Here is a 15,847-nt window from a genome sequence, read left to right as displayed (position 1 = left end):
GTCAACTTGTCTATCCTGTCGTTGCCGCCCAGCATACCCGAACTGTTTCCCTCTTGTATGGCCTGCCCTCAGCGGCCGCGCAGTGCAGCGGCAGTGGGCGGCGAGGCGTGCAGCCAACTCGCCAGCAGGCGGGTGGAGAGCGGGATGAACAGGTAGACCATCACTGGCGTCAGGGCCAGGGTGCTGAGCATTACCCGCGGCACCAGCTCCAGCCCTGCCAGCCAATGGCCGAACAGAACGTTGAACAGCAGCGATACCGGGAAAAACGCCAGCCAGATCGCCACAGCCTGCTTCCAGCGTGGCGGTTTTTGCACTGTATGGGTGCCAAACCAGTCGTCAATGCCGCTCACACGCCTCTCTTTGGGGCGCTCGAACAGGCCGTTGCCGCGTTGCAGCCAGGCGCGACGCGAGGCGGAATGCTCCCATGCATGCAGCGTAGGTTCGTCACTGAAGCGGAAAATGATCTGGAATTCATCGCCATCACGGGGCGGTGCAAGGATGCCCGAACCGAGGTAGCCGGGGAAGTCGGTGGCCAGCTGCTCGCCTTCGTGCAGCCAGGCAAGCAAGGCCTGGTAGCGGCCATGAGCGGCGCGGCGCGACACCATCAAGGTGACGGGAGGGGTAGACATCGTGTATCTCCTGGCGACGGGGCGGGCGGGTAGCCGGCCCCTTGTCTGCGTGCCCGGGGTGGTGGGCAACGCAGGCGTACATGCAAGAATCGGGCGCGAATTATCGCTTAAACGCTTCGATCGGGAAATATCGGGTGGCAAACGGTTGCTAACCTGTGGCGTGGCGGCTCGTAGTAGAATGCGCGTTCAACTTCCGCGCACAGGTTATTCAGTGCAGATGAACAAACAGGGACGTACCACGCACGTCGAAGCAGGGCTGGAACACCAGGACCTGTTCCCGATACGTGAAGTTTCCCGGCTCACCGGGGTCAACCCGGTGACCCTGCGCGCCTGGGAGCGGCGCTACGGTCTGATCCAGCCAACCCGTACCGACAGCGGTCACAGGCTGTACTCGCAAGCGGATGTCGACGATATCCGCCGTATCCTCGGCTGGCTTGAGCGCGGTGTTGCGGTGAGCAAGGTTGGCAGCATTCTCGCCCGCGGTCAGGCGCACGTGCAGGGCATGCTCCCGGCAGGTTGCGCCGCCCGCTGGCAAGCTCAGTTGCGTGAGGCGGTGCAGCGTTTTGATGCCGCCAGCCTGGACCGGCTGTTCGACAAGGTGTTCGCCACCATCAGCCAGGACCAGGTATTCGCCGAGGTATTCATGCCCGTCTGGCACGACCTGGCGGCCGCGCAGGCGGCGTTCGGCCAGGCCAGTGAATGGCTGTTTCTCGATCAGTTTTTACGTGCCCGGGTATTCTCGCGCCTGCAGCTTACCCACCTACCGCGCAGGCGCAGCGTGCTGGTGGCGCCGCTGCCTGGGCAATGCATGGAGCTGGAACTGCTGGTCACCGGCTTGCTGCTGTGCAGCGACGATGTCGGGGCGACCCTGCTGATGCCTGGGCAGCCATTGGACGAGCTGGCCGTGGTGTGCGGCAGGCTCAAGCCGGATGCGCTGGTGTTGTTCTCCAATCACGCACCCACAGCCGAGCTGAGCAAACGCTTGAACCGGCTCGCAGTCGGCCTGGAGTGCCCATTGCTACTGGCGGGCGAGGCGGGCGAAATGGCCCAGCAGAGTCTGGCAGGCAGCCCGGTGGCGTGCCTGGGCGCGGAGGGTGAGCTGATGCGCCGGCGGCTGCGGCAGTATCTGGCAGGTCAGCTCGATACCTGAGCGTGCAGCTCCGGGTGGGCCTGGCGATGCGCCTGAAGGATGTATTCACGCAGGCGGTCGATTTCTTCAGCCGGGCTGCGGCTGAGGTCATAGGCTGCGAGGTCCGGGCCGATTCGTCGGCGCAGGCGGCCATGCAGCGTGATGGCCGGGATGCCCCCTGGCGCGAAACGCAGGTCGAAGCGTGAGGGTGCCTCCGGCAAGCCGCGGACTTCCAGCAACGCACCTTTGAAGGAGATGTCGCGCACGAACAGGCCACTTACCCGACCCTTTGCATCCAGCAGCGCGCAGGGCTGGTCCATCGACAGGCGCCAAGGGCGCAGCATCGGGCCGTCTTCGTAAATTTCCGGCGAGCCGATTTGCACGTGTACGGCGTGGAATTCGTCTTCTACCAGCTGCAGCGGGAAGCTGATCTGCTGGTTGTTGAATTGCGCCTGCAGGGTGACTTGCTCGTTGGCTACGAGGCGCGCCAGCAAAGACTGAATACGACGGTCGCCATTGACCAGCAGGCTCGACATGGGGTCGGCCAGGTTCAATTGCGGGGAGTGCTGCATGTCCTGGATGAAATCCAGCTCATCCTGGGTCAAAAGCGCATCGGCGTGCATGATCGAACTCGGAGGTGACGGTTTCTTCAACGTGATTGACCGTGCCGTAGGCGCTTGGTTCAAAGGTGCGTGTCGAAATTCCGACGCGCGTGCATTTCAGCCAGTTCACGCTCCAGCTCCACCTGGCGGCTGACATCCTTCTGGATACCGATGAAATAGGTGCGTTGATCGGCATCGTTCTTCACCGGGGTGATCGACAACTCGTTCCAGAAGGCACTGCCATCCTTGCGATAGTTGCGCAGCACTTCGCGGCACGGGCGGCCTTCGATCAGTGCCTTGCGGATGCGTGCACGGCCGAGCTGGTCACGGTCATCCGCCTGGAGGAAGCGGCAATCCTGATAGAGAATTTCGTCCCGGCTGTAACCGGTCAGGCGTTCGAACGCCGCGTTCACGTAGATCAGGATGGTGTCATCGCCTTCCTGTTCGGCGACCACGATTCCGTCGTTGGACGCATCGACCATGGATTGCAGCAATTGCGCGTTGATCATGTTCGGGCCATTCGGCAAAGAAGGGACTTTGGTAGAGGCGGCCTTTTGCCACCGCTGGATGCTAGTATCCTACGTTTTCACTCAGTTTCGGAATCCACCTCCCGATGAAAGTCGCCATTATTTCCGGCTCGGTGTACGGCACCGCCGAAGAAGTTGCCCGCCACGCCGAGTCGTTGCTCAAGGCCGCAGGCTTCGAAGCCTGGCACGCGGCCCGCGCCACCCAGCAGGACCTCGAAGGCTTTGCACCCGAAGCGCTGCTGGCAGTGACTTCGACCACCGGCATGGGCGAGCTGCCCGATAACCTGATGCCGTTGTACAGCACTATCCGCGACACCCTGCCCGCCGCCTGGCGCGGCCTGCCGGGGGCGGTGATTGCCCTGGGCGATTCCAGTTATGGCGATACCTACTGCGGCGGTGGCGAGCAGATGCGCGAGCTGTTTGCAGAGCTGGGCGTGCGTGAAGTGCAGCCGATGCTCCAGCTGGATGCCAGCGAGACGGTAACCCCGGAGACGGATGCCGAGCCTTGGTTGGCGGCGTTTGCGCAGGCTTTGAAAGCCTGAGGTTTCTTTACTGGCGCGCCGGCCTCTTCGCGGGCAAGCCCGCTCCTACAGCCGAGCCTGAGTGCTGTGAATAACCTGTAGGAGCGGGCTTGCCCGCGATGAGGCCATGCCGACCAGCCTATTCCCGAGTGCCTGCCCCCGCACTGACCAGCGCCAGCCAGGCCCGCGCCGCCCGCGAAAGATACGCCCCCCGCCGCCAGATGAACGCAATGTCCCAGCGCAGATCCTCCGGCGCGCTCAACGGCAAACGCACCACCCCAGGGCGCTCCAGCGCTTTGGCCACCACCCGGGGCAGCAACACTACGCCTTGGCCGGCCGCCACCAGCGCCACCAGAAAGTCTGCCTGGCCACTGCGCCCACCTTCCTTCGGGGTAAAGCCCTGCTGCTGGCATGCCTTGAGCAACCGATCATTGAGCACGAAACTGCGCTGATAAAGCAGGAAGGGCGTGTCAGCCAACTGATTCAGGGCGACCTGCATCTGCCCCGCCAATGCATGCCCCGCCGGCAGCAACGCATCCAACGGCTCATTGCAGAACGGCTGGTATTCGAACGCCGGATCGTTCGGCGTCAGGCTGCCGCCCAACTCCAGTTCGCCACTGCGCACGGCCTGCTCGACGCTGCGGCTGCCTCCTTCGAGCAACTGAATCGAGATGTTCGGGTGCTGGCGCCGGTACGCGGCGAACAAACCGGCAAACAGCGCATCGCTGCCCAGCATCGGCAGGCCCAGGCGCAGTTCGCCGCGCGCCATCTGGCTCAGGTCATCGAGCTCGCTGAGCAAGGCCTGGCGTTGGCGTAGCAACGCTTCGCCACGTTCCAGCACGATGCGCCCGGCAGCGGTCAGGTGCAGTTGCGAAGCCTGGCGCTCGAGCAAAGGCTGGCCCACATCCTGCTCCAGCTGGGCAACCTGTTTGCTTACCGCCGACTGACTGATATGCAGGGTGTGCGCGGCCTGGGTGAAGCCGCCGCGGTGAACCACTTCGATGAAGCTGCGCAGCTGTTTGAATTCCATGGTCTGAATTCCATTATGGAATGGTGGCAAGTCTAACAATTCGCTTCTGGCCTAGGCAGGCAAATCTTAAAATGAGGACCTGTCGAGGAACCGTCCATGAAACCCGCGTTATTGAAAAAGTCCCTGCGCCTGCTCGTTGAGTTGGCGGCTCTGTTGGCATTGTTCCTGTTGGGTGGCCAGTTGGCCGGTTGGTTGGGCTGGCCTGTACCGGGCGGTGTGATGGGCCTGGCCGTGCTTCTGCTGTTGTTTGCCTGCGGTGTGGTCAGGCCGGCCGCCTTGCAGATGGGCGCTGGCTGGCTGATGGCCGAAATGCTGCTGTTTTTCATTCCCGCGCTGATGAGCCTGCTCGATTACGGCAGCCTGGTGCGCGAAGAAGGCTGGCGCATCTTGGTGGTGATTGCCGTGAGCACGCTGATGGTCATGGTGGTCACGGCCGTGACCGTCGAGGTTGTATGCCGCTGGGGGTTGCGCCATGAGCCTTGAACCCATGCCGTTGTTCTGGCTGGCGCTGACGCTGTTGGCGTACCTGGGTAGCCGCTGGCTGTACCGGCGTACCGGTCGTTACCTGATGTCGCCGCTGATTCTGGTGCCCGCACTGTTGCTGGCGGTGGCCGTGCCGTTGCACACCGCCTATGCCGAGTATGCGCGCAATACCCACTGGCTGATGAGTGTACTCGGCCCGGTGACCGTGGCCTTCGCGGTGCCGATCTGGCAGCAGCGGGCCATGCTGGCACGGCATTGGCCGGCGCTGCTGGTGGGCATGGTCGCCGGCAGTGCGGCATCGATCGGCAGCTCCTGGGGATTGGCGCACCTGCTGGCGCTGGATGACGCGATCAGCCTTTCGCTGGTGCCGCGCTCGATCACCACGCCCTTTGCCATGCCCCTGGCCCACGACTTGGGCGGGGTGCCGGAGCTGACAGCGGTGTTCGTCATGTTTACCGGCGTGCTCGGTGCCATGTTCGGCGGCGTGCTGCTGCGCTGGCTGCCGCTGCGCACACCGCTGGCACGTGGCGCACTGTTCGGCGTTGGTGCGCACGGTGCCGGGGTCAGTCGGGCCCAGGAAGTGGGCCGCGAAGAAGGTTCCGTGGCCGGCCTGGTCATGGTCCTGACCGGCTTGCTCAACCTGTTCGCCGCGCCGCTGCTGGCCCTGCTGCTATGACCGTTCGTGCCACTGACTCGCTCGGTCATCAAGCTGGCTGGCAACGCAAGTTTCACAGGGTCTGCGCCTGACTAGACTCAGCCTCGACATAGAGAGCACATGTATGTGCCGAGGTGACATGCAATGACCGCAGCCTTGCCCTATACCCTCAATCCCCCCTCCTATCCGGGACGACTCTGATGCCTCTGGCCGAGATACCATTGTGCGTCTGGCGTACCCGGAGTCAGAGTTTTTCATTCCGGGGCCAGAGCATCCGCTACTGGACCGCAGGGCAAGGAGAGCCCCTGCTGCTTCTGCATGGATTCCCGACCGCCAGTTGGGATTGGCACTACCTCTGGACGCCGCTGGCCCAGCGCTTTCGCGTGATCGCTTGCGACATGCTCGGGTTTGGCGATTCGGCCAAACCCCTCAACCATGCCTACAGCCTGATGGAGCAAGCCGACCTGCAGCAGGCGCTGCTTGCCCACCTCGAGGTCGACCAACCTGTGCACCTGCTGGCACATGATTACGGCGGCAGTGTGGCCCAGGAACTGCTGTCGCGACACCATGAACAGCGCGCGGAAATCGCCAGTTGCGTGTTCCTCAACAGCGGCCTGTTCGCTGAAAGCTGCCAGGTGCTGCTGATTCAGAAGCTGCTGCTCAGCCGCCTGGGCTGGCTGGTGGCGCGCTCGTTCGGGCGCGACGACCTGGTGCGCAATGTCACGCAGGTGTACGGGCCATGCACGCACCCCAGTGAAAGTGCGCTGGATGATTTCTGGAGCCTGATTGCCTCGAATGGCGGTACGCGCATCCTGCACAAGCTGGTGGGTTTCGTGACCGAGCGCCGGGTGCATCGCGAGCGATGGGTGGGTGCACTGCAGCGCGAGGGTGTGCCCCTGCGCTTCATCAATGGTGTGGTCGACCCGCTATCCGGCGCACGCATGGTCGAGCGCTATCGGCAACTGGTACCCAACCCGGACACGGTGCAGCTGCAAGGCATTGGCCATTACCCGCACACCGAAGCACCCGTGCAGGTGCTGCGCCACTACCTGGCCTTTCGCGAGCAGCCGCTGAGCTACTTGCCGCAGAAGGTCGCCTGGTCCTGAGCGGGTGAAATCGTTCAGCGTTATTGCCTGGCATTCAGCCTGAGTGAGCTTGATTGTCCGCCGGCAGGGGCTGGCGGACACTCGACGTCTTCAACCTGACCTGGAGCCATGAGCATGAGCGAGCCGGTACGTCTGCAAGACCGTGTGGTGATCGTCACGGGGGCCGGTGGTGGCCTGGGGCGCGCCCATGCGCTGCTGTTCGCCGCGCGTGGCGCCAAGGTGGTGGTCAACGACCTCGGCGGTTCCAGCCACGGTGAAGGCGCCAGCGCTTCGGCGGCCGATCGGGTGGTCGAGGAGATCCGCGCTGCAGGTGGCACGGCGGTGGCCAATCACGATTCGGTCAGTGACGGTGCACGTATCGTCGAACAGGCCCTGGACAGCTTCGGCCGGGTCGATGTGCTGGTGAACAATGCCGGGATTCTGCGCGACAAGACCTTCCACAAGATGGACGACAGTGATTGGGACCAGGTTTACCAGGTGCACGTCGAAGGCGCCTTCAAGGTAACCCGCGCCGCTTGGCCGCACCTGCGCGAGCAAAGCTGGGGGCGGGTGATCTTCACTGCTTCCACGTCAGGTATCTACGGCAACTTCGGCCAGGCCAACTACGGCATGGCCAAGCTGGGCTTGTATGGCCTGACCCGCACCTTGGCCATTGAAGGGCGCAAGTACGGCGTGCTGGTCAATGCCATCGCACCCACCGGAGGCACGCGCATGACCGAAGGGTTGATCCCGCCACAGGTGTTCGAACGCCTCAAGCCCGAGCTGGTCAGCCCGCTGGTGGTTTACCTGGGCAGCGAGCAGTGCCAGGACAGCGGGCAGCTGTTCGAGGTCGGTGGTGGCTGGGTGGGCAAGGTACGGTGGGAGCGCAGCCTGGGCGTCGGCTTCGACCCCCGCGAAGGTTTCACCCCTGAGCAGGTGGCGGACAACTGGGCGCAGATCGGTGATTTTGCCCATGCGGTGCACCCGCAGGACAACGTGCAGGCTTTGCAGCAGATGATGGCGAACCTGCAGAAGTATCCGCAGGAGTGATTGATTGCAGAGCATAAAAAAAGGCCGCTGCAAAGGCAGCGGCCAATCGAGACGTTAGATCAAGGAGCTTCAAAATCAACGTCGGTAAACCTCGCGGGCCTGAAGGGCTGGGGGGGTAGTTGCCCTTCATGCCGGCCAGTGAGTCAAGAATAAGCGCTTGATCCGGTGGGAAAAATAGCGGCTTGTGACATTCACCTTTACGTTTCGGGCAATAGTGCCGCAGCGCCGTTCAAGCCTTCGGCGAGTGGCCCATACGCCAGCTGGTCTCTTGCGCCGCCGCCAGCAGGCGCTGCGCCGCCGGCCCATGTTCATCGGCATGGAAGATCGACGTCGGCCCGACCACGGTCATCACCGCCGCGATCTGCCCCATGGCGTTGAACACCGGTGCCGACAGTGCATCCACCCCCGGCATCAGCAGGCCATGCACATGGTGCAGGCCGCGCTTGCGAATGCCGGCCAGCAAGGTGTCGTAGTCACTGGCGCTGTGCTGCAGCACGCTCAGCTCCTTGTCACGCAGCTCCAGGGTTTCGCGCTCGGGCAAATAGGCGGCGAACACCAGCCCGGTGGATGAGCTGAGCAGCGGCAGTACTGAACCAATCTGGGTCACCACCGTGACCGCGCGCACGGCAGGTTCGATGCTCACCACCGTCGCCCCCTGGTTGCCCCACACGGCGATGAAGCAGCTTTCGTTGAGTTCATCACGCAGTTGTGACAGCGGCATCGCTGCCACTTTCAACACATCGATACTGCCCAGGGCCGCCAGCCCCACCCGCAATGCCTCGCGCCCCAGCCCGTAGTGGTTGGTGGCCGCATCCTGTTCGGCAAAACCACTGGCGATCAGTGCCTGCAGGTAGCGGTGCACCTTGCTCGCGGGCATCTGCACGTGCTCGGCCAGGCGCGACAGTGATGTCGAGGGCGACAGTTCGGCGAGGGCCTTGAGGATGTCGGTGCCGACTTCCGCCGAGCGGACCTTCTGCTTGCCGGTGTCGGTGGGGGAGCTGGCTTTGGCCATGGCGAAGATTTTTCCGGTTTTTTCGAGTCGCGCCTTTATAGCTTGACGCCCTGCACGGAGCAAATTACGTTATTCGTAATCTGATTACGATAAAAACAAAATCCGGAGGCATCGATGAACCGCGACGCGTCGCCCGACCTTCAGTACCTGAGCGGCTTCGGCAACGAATTCGCCAGCGAAGCACTGCCTGGGGCCTTGCCCATCGGGCAGAACTCACCGCAGAAGGCCCCTTATGGCCTGTATGCCGAGCTGCTGTCGGGCACGGCGTTCACCATGGCGCGCAGCGAGCTGCGCCGCACCTGGCTGTACCGCATTCGCCCATCGGCGCTGCACCCGCGCTTCGAGCGCCTGGGGCGCCAGCCGTTGAGCGTGCCTTTGGGTGCGGTCACCCCCAACCGCCTGCGCTGGAGCCCACAACCGCTCCCCGTCGAGCCAACCGATTTCATCGAGGGGTGGTTACCGATGGTGGCCAACGCCGCTGCGGAAAAACCGGCAGGCGTCAGCATCTACATCTACAGCGCCAACCGTTCGATGGAGCGGGTGTTCTTCAATGCCGACGGTGAGCTGCTGCTGGTACCCGAACAAGGCCGCCTGCGCATTGCCACCGAACTCGGGGTAATGACTGTCGAGCCGCTGGAAATTGCCGTGATTCCGCGCGGCATGAAGTTTCGCGTCGAACTGCTCGATGGCCAGGCCCGTGGCTACATCGCCGAGAACCATGGCGCGCCGCTGCGCCTGCCGGACCTGGGCCCAATCGGCAGCAACGGCCTGGCCAACCCGCGTGACTTCCTGACCCCCGTTGCGCACTACGAGGAGGCCGAAGGCCCGGTGCAACTGGTGCAGAAGTTCCTTGGCGAGCACTGGGCCTGCGAGCTGCAGCACTCGCCGCTGGACGTGGTGGCCTGGCACGGCAGCAATGTGCCCTACAAATATGACCTGCGCCGTTTCAACACGATCGGCACCGTCAGCTTTGACCACCCAGACCCGTCGATCTTCACCGTGCTGACTTCGCCAACCAGCGTGCACGGCCTGGCCAACATGGACTTCGTGATCTTCCCGCCACGCTGGATGGTCGCCGAGAACACCTTCCGTCCACCGTGGTTCCACCGCAACCTGATGAACGAGTTCATGGGCCTGATCAGCGGTGCCTACGATGCCAAGGCGGAAGGCTTCCTGCCGGGCGGCGCCTCGCTGCACGGGGTGATGAGTGCCCACGGGCCCGACGCCGAAACCTGCGAGAAGGCCATTGCTGCCGACCTGGCGCCCCACAAGATCGATGACACCATGGCCTTCATGTTCGAAACCAGCCAGGTGCTGCGCCCGAGCCAGCAGGCCCTCGAGTGCCCGCAATTGCAGGCCGACTACGACAGTTGCTGGGCCACCTTGCCGAGCACCTTCAACCCGAACCGGAGATAACCCATGAACCAGTCCGCCATTGCCCGCAGTTGGGTCGAACACGCCAACGGGCACAGCGACTTCCCATTGCAGAACCTGCCACTGGGTATTTTCAGCCGGCCGGGTGAAACGCTGCGCTGCGGTGTCGCCATCGGCGATGCGATTCTCGACCTGGAGGCCGTGCTGGCTGCCGGTTTGTTCGAAGGCCAGGCAAAGGCCGCCGTCGAGGCCACCCGCGGTGGCGCCTTGAACGCCTTCTTCGCCCTCGGCCGCAATGCCCGCGTCGCCCTGCGCGAGCGGTTGCTGGCGCTGTTGGGCGAGCATGGCGAGCACCAGGCCGAGCTCAAGGCCGCGTTGTATCCGGCCAGTGATTGCCAGCTGCACCTGCCAGCCAAGGTCGGCGACTACACCGATTTCTACGTGGGCATCCAGCACGCCACCAACGTCGGCAAGCTGTTCCGCCCCGACAACCCGCTGCTGCCCAACTACAAATACGTGCCGATCGGCTACCACGGCCGGGCCTCGACACTGCGCCCGTCGGGTACCGATGTGCGCCGCCCCAAGGGCCAGACGCTGCCGGCCGGCCACACTGAACCGAGCTTCGGCCCGTGTGCGCGCCTGGATTACGAGCTGGAGCTGGGCATCTGGATCGCCCAGGGCAATGACATCGGCCAGGCGATTCCAATCGCCGAAGCCGACCAGCACCTGGCTGGCCTGTGCCTGCTCAACGACTGGTCGGCGCGCGATATCCAGGCCTGGGAATACCAGCCGCTGGGGCCGTTCCTGTCGAAAAGCTTCATCACCACGCTGTCACCTTGGGTGGTGACCGCCGAGGCGCTGGAGCCGTTCCGCTGCGCCCAGCCGGCGCGCCCGGAAGGTGACCCGCAACCGCTGCCGTATCTGCTGGACCCGCGTGACCAGGCTAAAGGCGCCTTTGATATCGAACTGGAGGTGCTGCTGCTCACCGAGCGCATGCGTGAGCAAGGCTTGCCGGCCCACCGCCTGGCACTGAGCAACACCCTCAACATGTACTGGACCGTGGCGCAGTTGATCGCCCACCACAGCGTCAACGGTTGCCAGCTGCAGCCAGGCGACCTGTTCGGCTCGGGTACGCTGTCCGGCCCCACAGCCGATTCGTACGGCAGCCTGCTGGAGATCACCGAGGGCGGCAAGCAACCGGTCGAGCTGGCCAGTGGCGAGGTGCGCAAGTTCCTCGAGGACGGCGATGAAATCATCCTGCGGGCGCGTTGCCAGCGCGATGGGGTGGCCAGCATCGGCTTTGGTGAGTGCCGCGGCAAGGTCATCGCCGCCAACTGAGGGAGCAGGGCCATGGAGCTGTATACCTACTACCGTTCCACCTCGTCTTACCGGGTGCGCATCGCCCTGGCGCTCAAGGGCCTGGGTTACCAGGCGCTGCCGGTCAACCTGCTCAAGGGCGAGCAGCGTGCTGGGGCCTATGTTGCCGTGAACCCACAGGGCCGCGTGCCAGCCCTGCGCACCGATGATGCCGAGTTGCTGGTGCAGTCACCGGCGATCATCGAGTACCTGGAAGAGGTTTATCCACAGCCTGCGCTGCTGCCCGCTGGCGCTGCGGCACGGGCCAAGGTGCGCGGGGTGGCGGCGATCATCGGTTGCGATATTCATCCGCTGCACAACGTCAGCGTGCTCAACCAGCTGCGCCAGCTTGGCCACGACGAGGCACAGGTCAATCAGTGGATTGCTCACTGGGTCGGCCAAGGCTTGGCGGCCGTGGAGCAACTGATCGGTGACCAGGGCTTCTGCTTCGGTGAGGCGCCGGGGCTGGCGGATGTCTACCTGATCCCGCAGCTGTATGCGGCCGAGCGCTTCAACATCGACCTTGGCGGGTATCCGCGTATTCGCCGAGTGGCGGCGCTGGCTGCCGGGCACCCCGCGTTCAGCCAAGCGCACCCGGCTTGCCAGGTGGATACCCCGCCTCAGTGAATCGAACGGTTGGCCTGCGGTAGCTTGCCGATCCGCTCGGACAGCTTCAGCCGTTGCACCGGGTCGTCGGTCAGCAGCAGGGCATGCTCCAGGTCGAAGCGTTCGGCCTGCGGGCAATCGAGGTGCTGGTAGAGCGATGCGCGGGTCATGTAGTCGCTGACCTGCACCGGGCCCAGCTGCATGACCCGTTCGGCGTCGATCAGCGCCGCCAGGTGGTTGTCGTTACTGATGTGCAGTTGGCGAAGGTTGCGCGAGAGGCGTTGCAGCATCTGCGTCGGGCTGGCCGCGCGCAGGTGCTCGGCCGTGAGCGGCACATGCGGGCCGAACTGGCGGGCGAGTAGCTCGCGGCAATCATTGGGGTACAAGCGTCGGCCGCCACAGGGATCAAGCAGGTGATCGGCGCCGGGTACTCGTAGCAGGAAATGGCCAGGGAAGGCCACGCCTTCCAGTGGAATGGACAAGCGCCGGGCCAGTTCCAGCGTGATGATCGCCAGGGCCAGAGGCTGGCCACGACGGCGTTGCAGCACCTTGTCCAGCAGCGCCGCCTGCGGGCGCAGGGGGTGGTATTCGTCTTGCTGGAAACCCAACGCATTCAGCTGGCGCAGCAGGGGTTGAGCCAATTCTGCCAGTGGCAGCATTGGCAGGCTGGCGCTGATTTCACTGTGCAGATGATTCACGGTGGCAAGGCTGGCTGCGGGCTCGACCTTCCGATCGTGCTCGACGGCAATCCACAAGGCGGCTTCCAGCAGGGCGACCGGCTCGCGTTCCAGGCAGGCCAGGCAGGCTTGGCGTGGGTTCATTGGGGCATCTCCACATACGTTTGAGTAATAGCCCTGGCGCCGTGATTCGTCCAGTGGTCCGGTCGCCCTGTGGGGCGTAAGCCGATGCCTATACTGGTAGGAGCACCTCGCAGGGGAGCCCGCCGATGTTCGCGCTGATGCAAAGCACCCGCACCCAATCGCTGCACCTCTTCACCGACCCGAAGACTGGCCTCAAGGCCGTGGTGGCGATTCATAGCGAAATCCGCGGCCCGGCGCTGGGTGGCTGCCGCTACCTGCCGTATGCCGATGACGAAAGCGCTATGGCCGATGCCATTCGCCTGGCCCAGGGCATGAGTTACAAAGCGGCGCTGGCCGGGTTGGCGCTGGGCGGCGGCAAGGCCGTGATCATGCGCAACCCGCATGTGGAAAACCGTGCGGCGTTGTTCGAGGCGTTCGGCCGCTTCATCGATACCTTGCAAGGGCGGTTCATCATTGCCGTGGACAGCGGCACCTCGACCCTGGACATGGACTGCATCGCCCAGAGCACGCCGCATGTCACCAGCACCACGGCATCCGGTGACCCTTCGCCGCATGCGGCCATGGGGGTGTTCGCCGGCATCCGTGCCACCTGCCTGGCCCGCCTGGGCAGCAGCGACCTCAAGGGCTTGCGCGTGGCGGTACAAGGCTTGGGCAACGTCGGCTATGCCCTGGCCGAGCAGTTGTATGCAGCCGGTGCCGAGCTATTGGTGAGTGACCTGGACCCAGGCCGGGTACGGTTGGCGGTGGAGCAGTTCAATGCTCACCCGGTCACCAACGATGCCTTGATCAGCACGCCCTGCGATATTTTCTCGCCGTGTGGCGTGGGGCCGGTGCTAAATGGCCAGACGGTGATGCAGCTGCGTTGTGCTGCGGTGGCTGGCGCGGCGAACAACCAGCTCACCACCTTGCAGGTGGCTGACCAGCTGGAAAACCGCGGCATTCTCTATGCGCCGGATTACGTGATCAATGCGGGTGGGTTGATCTACGTGGCGATGAAACACCGCGGCGAAGAGCTGAGCACCATCACTGCGCAACTGGCGCGGATCCCCGAGCGGCTGACCGAAGTGTATGCCCACGCCCAGGCCGAAAAGCGCTCACCGGCCAGGGTGGCGCAGATGCTGGCGGAGCGGTTGTTATACGATGAGCGCTAGCGGGCCTTGTGATTTACCTGCGCGAACACGCAATGTAACCCCTGCAAAGTCCCCCGAAATCACTCTGCAGCACTGCCATCCAGCAATTCTGCCAACGCATCCGGCTGGCTCTTGAACGCCCGGGCAAACACGTCACGGTTCTTGGCCATGTAAATACCGGCTTCTTCGACCTGCTGTTCGGTCAATGAAGGCACCGCCTTCTGCAACACCTCGGCCAGGCGTTCGGCCAGCTCGAGCATCTTGTCGTGACGGTCTGCTTCGGCCTTATCCATGAACAAGCGCTCCGGGTCGCGGCTGCTGCGGTACACCACTTCGACGGCCATTCATCACCTCTGTGCCTTTTTGCGGTTGGTTGATCGATTACTGTATGCGCATACAGTAATGGCAATGGCACCTCTGAATCAAGCGTTGCCGCAAAAAAGCGTAGCCCACAGGTGCCTTGCGGCAATCGGTCGCCTTCCAAGGCAGGGGCCTGGCCCTTTAACTGCATGACACAAGCGTCACACAGGTGACGCATCATCCTTCAGGTCGTATCGGGGAGCTGGATATCGTGAACATCAAATGGGCGGAAAAGCTGCGCAAGGGCCTGCATGGCTCGGCCGACTCGCTGGGCAATCTGTGCGTCGAGGCATTCCACTACCTCGCCCTGTTCGGCATCGGCGCGATTACCGCCTACGCGGCGGTGGTGACGTTCCTGGACATGCTCGGCAAGGGCGGGATCAGTGTCGATGACATCCTGCTGCTGTTCATCTACCTGGAGCTCGGGGCGATGGTCGGTATCTACTTCAAGACCAACCACATGCCGATCCGCTTCCTGTTGTACGTGGCGATCACCGCGCTGACCCGCCTGCTGATCGGCGATGTCTCGCACCACAAGGCGCCGGATGAAGGCCTGCTGTACCTGTGCGGTGGCATCCTGCTGCTGGCGTTTTCGATCCTGGTGGTGCGCTACGCCTCGTACCGCTACCCCTCGACCAAGGTGCTGGACGCCAACGGCAAGGAAGTGGAAGACGGCAAGTAAGGGGCTACCTATCTAGCGCCAAGGTCTGCCTTGGCTGCTGTTGAATCCTGGCTGGCGCTCAGGGGAGCATCGTGACACTCGGTTGCGGTCGATGGGCGCCCAAGGAGAACAGCCATGAGTATTACAGCGGAAAAAGTACATGCCCATCTCAAATACGCGCTGAGGCTTGACCCCGATGAGGTGCATGTCACCGAAGTCGCCGATGTCATCGAGCTCGAAGTGGTCGCTAGCCGTTCCCTGGTGGAGGAGTCTCTATACTGGCTGAAACAAAACCAGGAACCGACCTACGACCAGGGCCTGTTTGGCCTGTTTCACAAACCGCATACGTTCGACCCCGCGCACCGGGCAGGGGGCGTGAGCCTGTCTGACCTGGAGCGTGAAATCGGGCGAATGCTGGTGACGCTGGGCTGATAACTCAGTTGGCCACGCCGGCTAGCGCAAACGGTCGTGCCTCAGGGGCCGCTTCGCGGGTCAGTGCGGCCAGAACCTGCAAGGGGTTCTGCCCCAGTTCGATGGCCAGGCCCAGGCGAATGCTGTCGATGACCCGCTGCAGGCGCACCGGGTCATTGCGCTGAGCCTGGCTGATCAGGCGCTTGGCGACCACGCCGGCATCGTCGGACAGGGTGAGCATGATGCTGCCATCGAGGCGTTCGATGCTCAGGTTTACCCGGTACTCGGGGGCGAAAGCGGCGCTGATCTGTTCGAAGGGGTTGTTCATGGTCGGGGTCTGCAAAGATTGACTGCAGAAGTTGACCGGGCAATCGTCGGGTTGGTTCACGGCCATTGATCGACCGT

Annotated in this window: 20 protein-coding genes; 12 read left to right on the top strand and 8 right to left on the bottom strand. The window is 63.6% G+C overall.

Annotated elements, in window-relative coordinates; all coding sequences use genetic code 11:
• Positions 1–68: 68 nt before the first annotated feature.
• Positions 69–629: an antibiotic biosynthesis monooxygenase gene (locus ACNQPL_RS06115; protein ID WP_346613930.1), complete on the bottom strand. Its 561-nt coding sequence runs from the start codon at positions 627–629 to the stop codon at positions 69–71.
• 217 nt (positions 630–846) lie between these two features.
• On the opposite strand from ACNQPL_RS06115, the gene ACNQPL_RS06110 reads away from it, so the two are divergent.
• Positions 847–1,779, top strand: coding sequence for a MerR family transcriptional regulator (locus ACNQPL_RS06110; protein WP_416466220.1), 933 nt, complete (start codon positions 847–849; stop codon positions 1,777–1,779).
• Here ACNQPL_RS06110 and ACNQPL_RS06105 read toward each other — a convergent pair.
• Both ACNQPL_RS06105 and ACNQPL_RS06100 read right to left on the bottom strand, forming a co-directional pair.
• Positions 1,764–2,381 carry a PilZ domain-containing protein gene (locus ACNQPL_RS06105; protein ID WP_346613932.1) on the bottom strand — a complete coding sequence of 206 codons (618 nt, stop codon included), beginning with the start codon at positions 2,379–2,381 and terminating at the stop codon, positions 1,764–1,766. The genes ACNQPL_RS06110 and ACNQPL_RS06105 overlap by 16 nt on opposite strands.
• Positions 2,382–2,440: 59 nt before the next feature.
• Positions 2,441–2,869 (bottom strand): PAS domain S-box protein, encoded by a 429-nt coding sequence (locus ACNQPL_RS06100; protein WP_346613933.1) that lies wholly within the window; start codon positions 2,867–2,869, stop codon positions 2,441–2,443.
• Between the two features lie 104 nt (positions 2,870–2,973).
• Between ACNQPL_RS06100 and ACNQPL_RS06095 the strand changes: the two genes are divergently transcribed.
• Positions 2,974–3,429, top strand: coding sequence for a flavodoxin (locus tag ACNQPL_RS06095; RefSeq protein ID WP_416466219.1), 456 nt, complete (start codon positions 2,974–2,976; stop codon positions 3,427–3,429).
• Positions 3,430–3,547: 118 nt separating this feature from the next.
• On the opposite strand, the gene ACNQPL_RS06090 is transcribed toward ACNQPL_RS06095, so the two are convergent.
• Positions 3,548–4,438: a LysR substrate-binding domain-containing protein gene (locus tag ACNQPL_RS06090; protein WP_416466218.1), complete on the bottom strand. Its 891-nt coding sequence runs from the start codon at positions 4,436–4,438 to the stop codon at positions 3,548–3,550.
• Positions 4,439–4,534: 96 nt separating this feature from the next.
• Between ACNQPL_RS06090 and ACNQPL_RS06085 the strand changes: the two genes are divergently transcribed.
• From ACNQPL_RS06085 to ACNQPL_RS06070, 4 genes are all read left to right on the top strand, one after another.
• Positions 4,535–4,921 carry a CidA/LrgA family protein gene (locus ACNQPL_RS06085; protein ID WP_346613936.1) on the top strand — a complete coding sequence of 129 codons (387 nt, stop codon included), beginning with the start codon at positions 4,535–4,537 and terminating at the stop codon, positions 4,919–4,921.
• Positions 4,911–5,597: an LrgB family protein gene (locus tag ACNQPL_RS06080; protein ID WP_346613937.1), complete on the top strand. Its 687-nt coding sequence runs from the start codon at positions 4,911–4,913 to the stop codon at positions 5,595–5,597. The genes ACNQPL_RS06085 and ACNQPL_RS06080 overlap by 11 nt, the downstream gene beginning before the upstream one ends.
• Before the next feature lie 179 nt (positions 5,598–5,776).
• Entirely contained in the window at positions 5,777–6,682 is a 906-nt protein-coding gene (locus ACNQPL_RS06075) for an alpha/beta hydrolase (RefSeq protein WP_346613938.1), read from the top strand.
• Between the two features lie 114 nt (positions 6,683–6,796).
• A complete protein-coding gene (locus tag ACNQPL_RS06070) occupies positions 6,797–7,711 on the top strand; it encodes an SDR family oxidoreductase (protein ID WP_416466217.1) in 915 nt (304 codons plus the stop codon).
• A 229-nt stretch (positions 7,712–7,940) separates the two neighbouring features.
• Here ACNQPL_RS06070 and ACNQPL_RS06065 read toward each other — a convergent pair whose 3' ends face one another.
• The gene (locus ACNQPL_RS06065) at positions 7,941–8,723 is read right to left on the bottom strand and encodes an IclR family transcriptional regulator (RefSeq protein WP_416466216.1); all 783 of its coding nucleotides are present in this window, start codon (positions 8,721–8,723) and stop codon (positions 7,941–7,943) included.
• A 114-nt stretch (positions 8,724–8,837) separates the two neighbouring features.
• Between ACNQPL_RS06065 and hmgA the strand changes: the two genes are divergently transcribed.
• The 3 genes from hmgA to maiA are packed head-to-tail and all read left to right on the top strand — an operon-like array spanning position 8,838 to position 12,080.
• Positions 8,838–10,139, top strand: coding sequence for a homogentisate 1,2-dioxygenase (hmgA, locus tag ACNQPL_RS06060; protein ID WP_416466215.1), 1,302 nt, complete (start codon positions 8,838–8,840; stop codon positions 10,137–10,139).
• Positions 10,140–10,142: 3 nt separating this feature from the next.
• Positions 10,143–11,435 (top strand): fumarylacetoacetase, encoded by a 1,293-nt coding sequence (gene fahA, locus ACNQPL_RS06055; protein WP_416466214.1) that lies wholly within the window; start codon positions 10,143–10,145, stop codon positions 11,433–11,435.
• 12 nt (positions 11,436–11,447) lie between these two features.
• Positions 11,448–12,080, top strand: coding sequence for a maleylacetoacetate isomerase (gene maiA, locus ACNQPL_RS06050; RefSeq protein WP_416466213.1), 633 nt, complete (start codon positions 11,448–11,450; stop codon positions 12,078–12,080).
• Here maiA and ACNQPL_RS06045 read toward each other — a convergent pair.
• The gene (locus ACNQPL_RS06045) at positions 12,074–12,880 is read right to left on the bottom strand and encodes a SirB1 family protein (protein WP_416466212.1); all 807 of its coding nucleotides are present in this window, start codon (positions 12,878–12,880) and stop codon (positions 12,074–12,076) included. The two genes, maiA and ACNQPL_RS06045, sit on opposite strands and share 7 nt — an antisense overlap.
• Before the next feature lie 125 nt (positions 12,881–13,005).
• Here ACNQPL_RS06045 and ACNQPL_RS06040 point away from each other — a divergent pair, with 125 nt between their 5' ends.
• Entirely contained in the window at positions 13,006–14,031 is a 1,026-nt protein-coding gene (locus ACNQPL_RS06040; RefSeq protein ID WP_346613945.1) for a Glu/Leu/Phe/Val dehydrogenase family protein, read from the top strand.
• Positions 14,032–14,090: 59 nt separating this feature from the next.
• Here the strand turns inward: ACNQPL_RS06040 and ACNQPL_RS06035 are convergent, their stop codons facing one another.
• The gene (locus tag ACNQPL_RS06035) at positions 14,091–14,354 is read right to left on the bottom strand and encodes a YebG family protein (RefSeq protein ID WP_346613946.1); all 264 of its coding nucleotides are present in this window, start codon (positions 14,352–14,354) and stop codon (positions 14,091–14,093) included.
• Between the two features lie 227 nt (positions 14,355–14,581).
• Here ACNQPL_RS06035 and ACNQPL_RS06030 point away from each other — a divergent pair, with 227 nt between their 5' ends.
• The gene (locus ACNQPL_RS06030) at positions 14,582–15,052 is read left to right on the top strand and encodes a phosphate-starvation-inducible protein PsiE (protein ID WP_346613947.1); all 471 of its coding nucleotides are present in this window, start codon (positions 14,582–14,584) and stop codon (positions 15,050–15,052) included.
• A 114-nt stretch (positions 15,053–15,166) separates the two neighbouring features.
• Positions 15,167–15,463: a hypothetical protein gene (locus ACNQPL_RS06025; RefSeq protein ID WP_346613948.1), complete on the top strand. Its 297-nt coding sequence runs from the start codon at positions 15,167–15,169 to the stop codon at positions 15,461–15,463.
• A gap of 4 nt (positions 15,464–15,467) precedes the next feature.
• Here ACNQPL_RS06025 and ACNQPL_RS06020 read toward each other — a convergent pair whose 3' ends face one another.
• Positions 15,468–15,770, bottom strand: a complete 303-nt coding sequence (locus ACNQPL_RS06020) for a DUF3509 domain-containing protein (RefSeq protein WP_416466251.1) — start codon at positions 15,768–15,770, stop codon at positions 15,468–15,470.
• Between the last annotated feature and the right edge of the window lie 77 nt (positions 15,771–15,847).

The organism is Pseudomonas sp. LFS044 (assembly GCF_047978245.1).
In the GTDB taxonomy this organism is placed as follows: Bacteria; Pseudomonadota; Gammaproteobacteria; order Pseudomonadales; family Pseudomonadaceae; genus Aquipseudomonas.
This window is presented reverse-complemented; position numbering and strand designations above follow the sequence as displayed.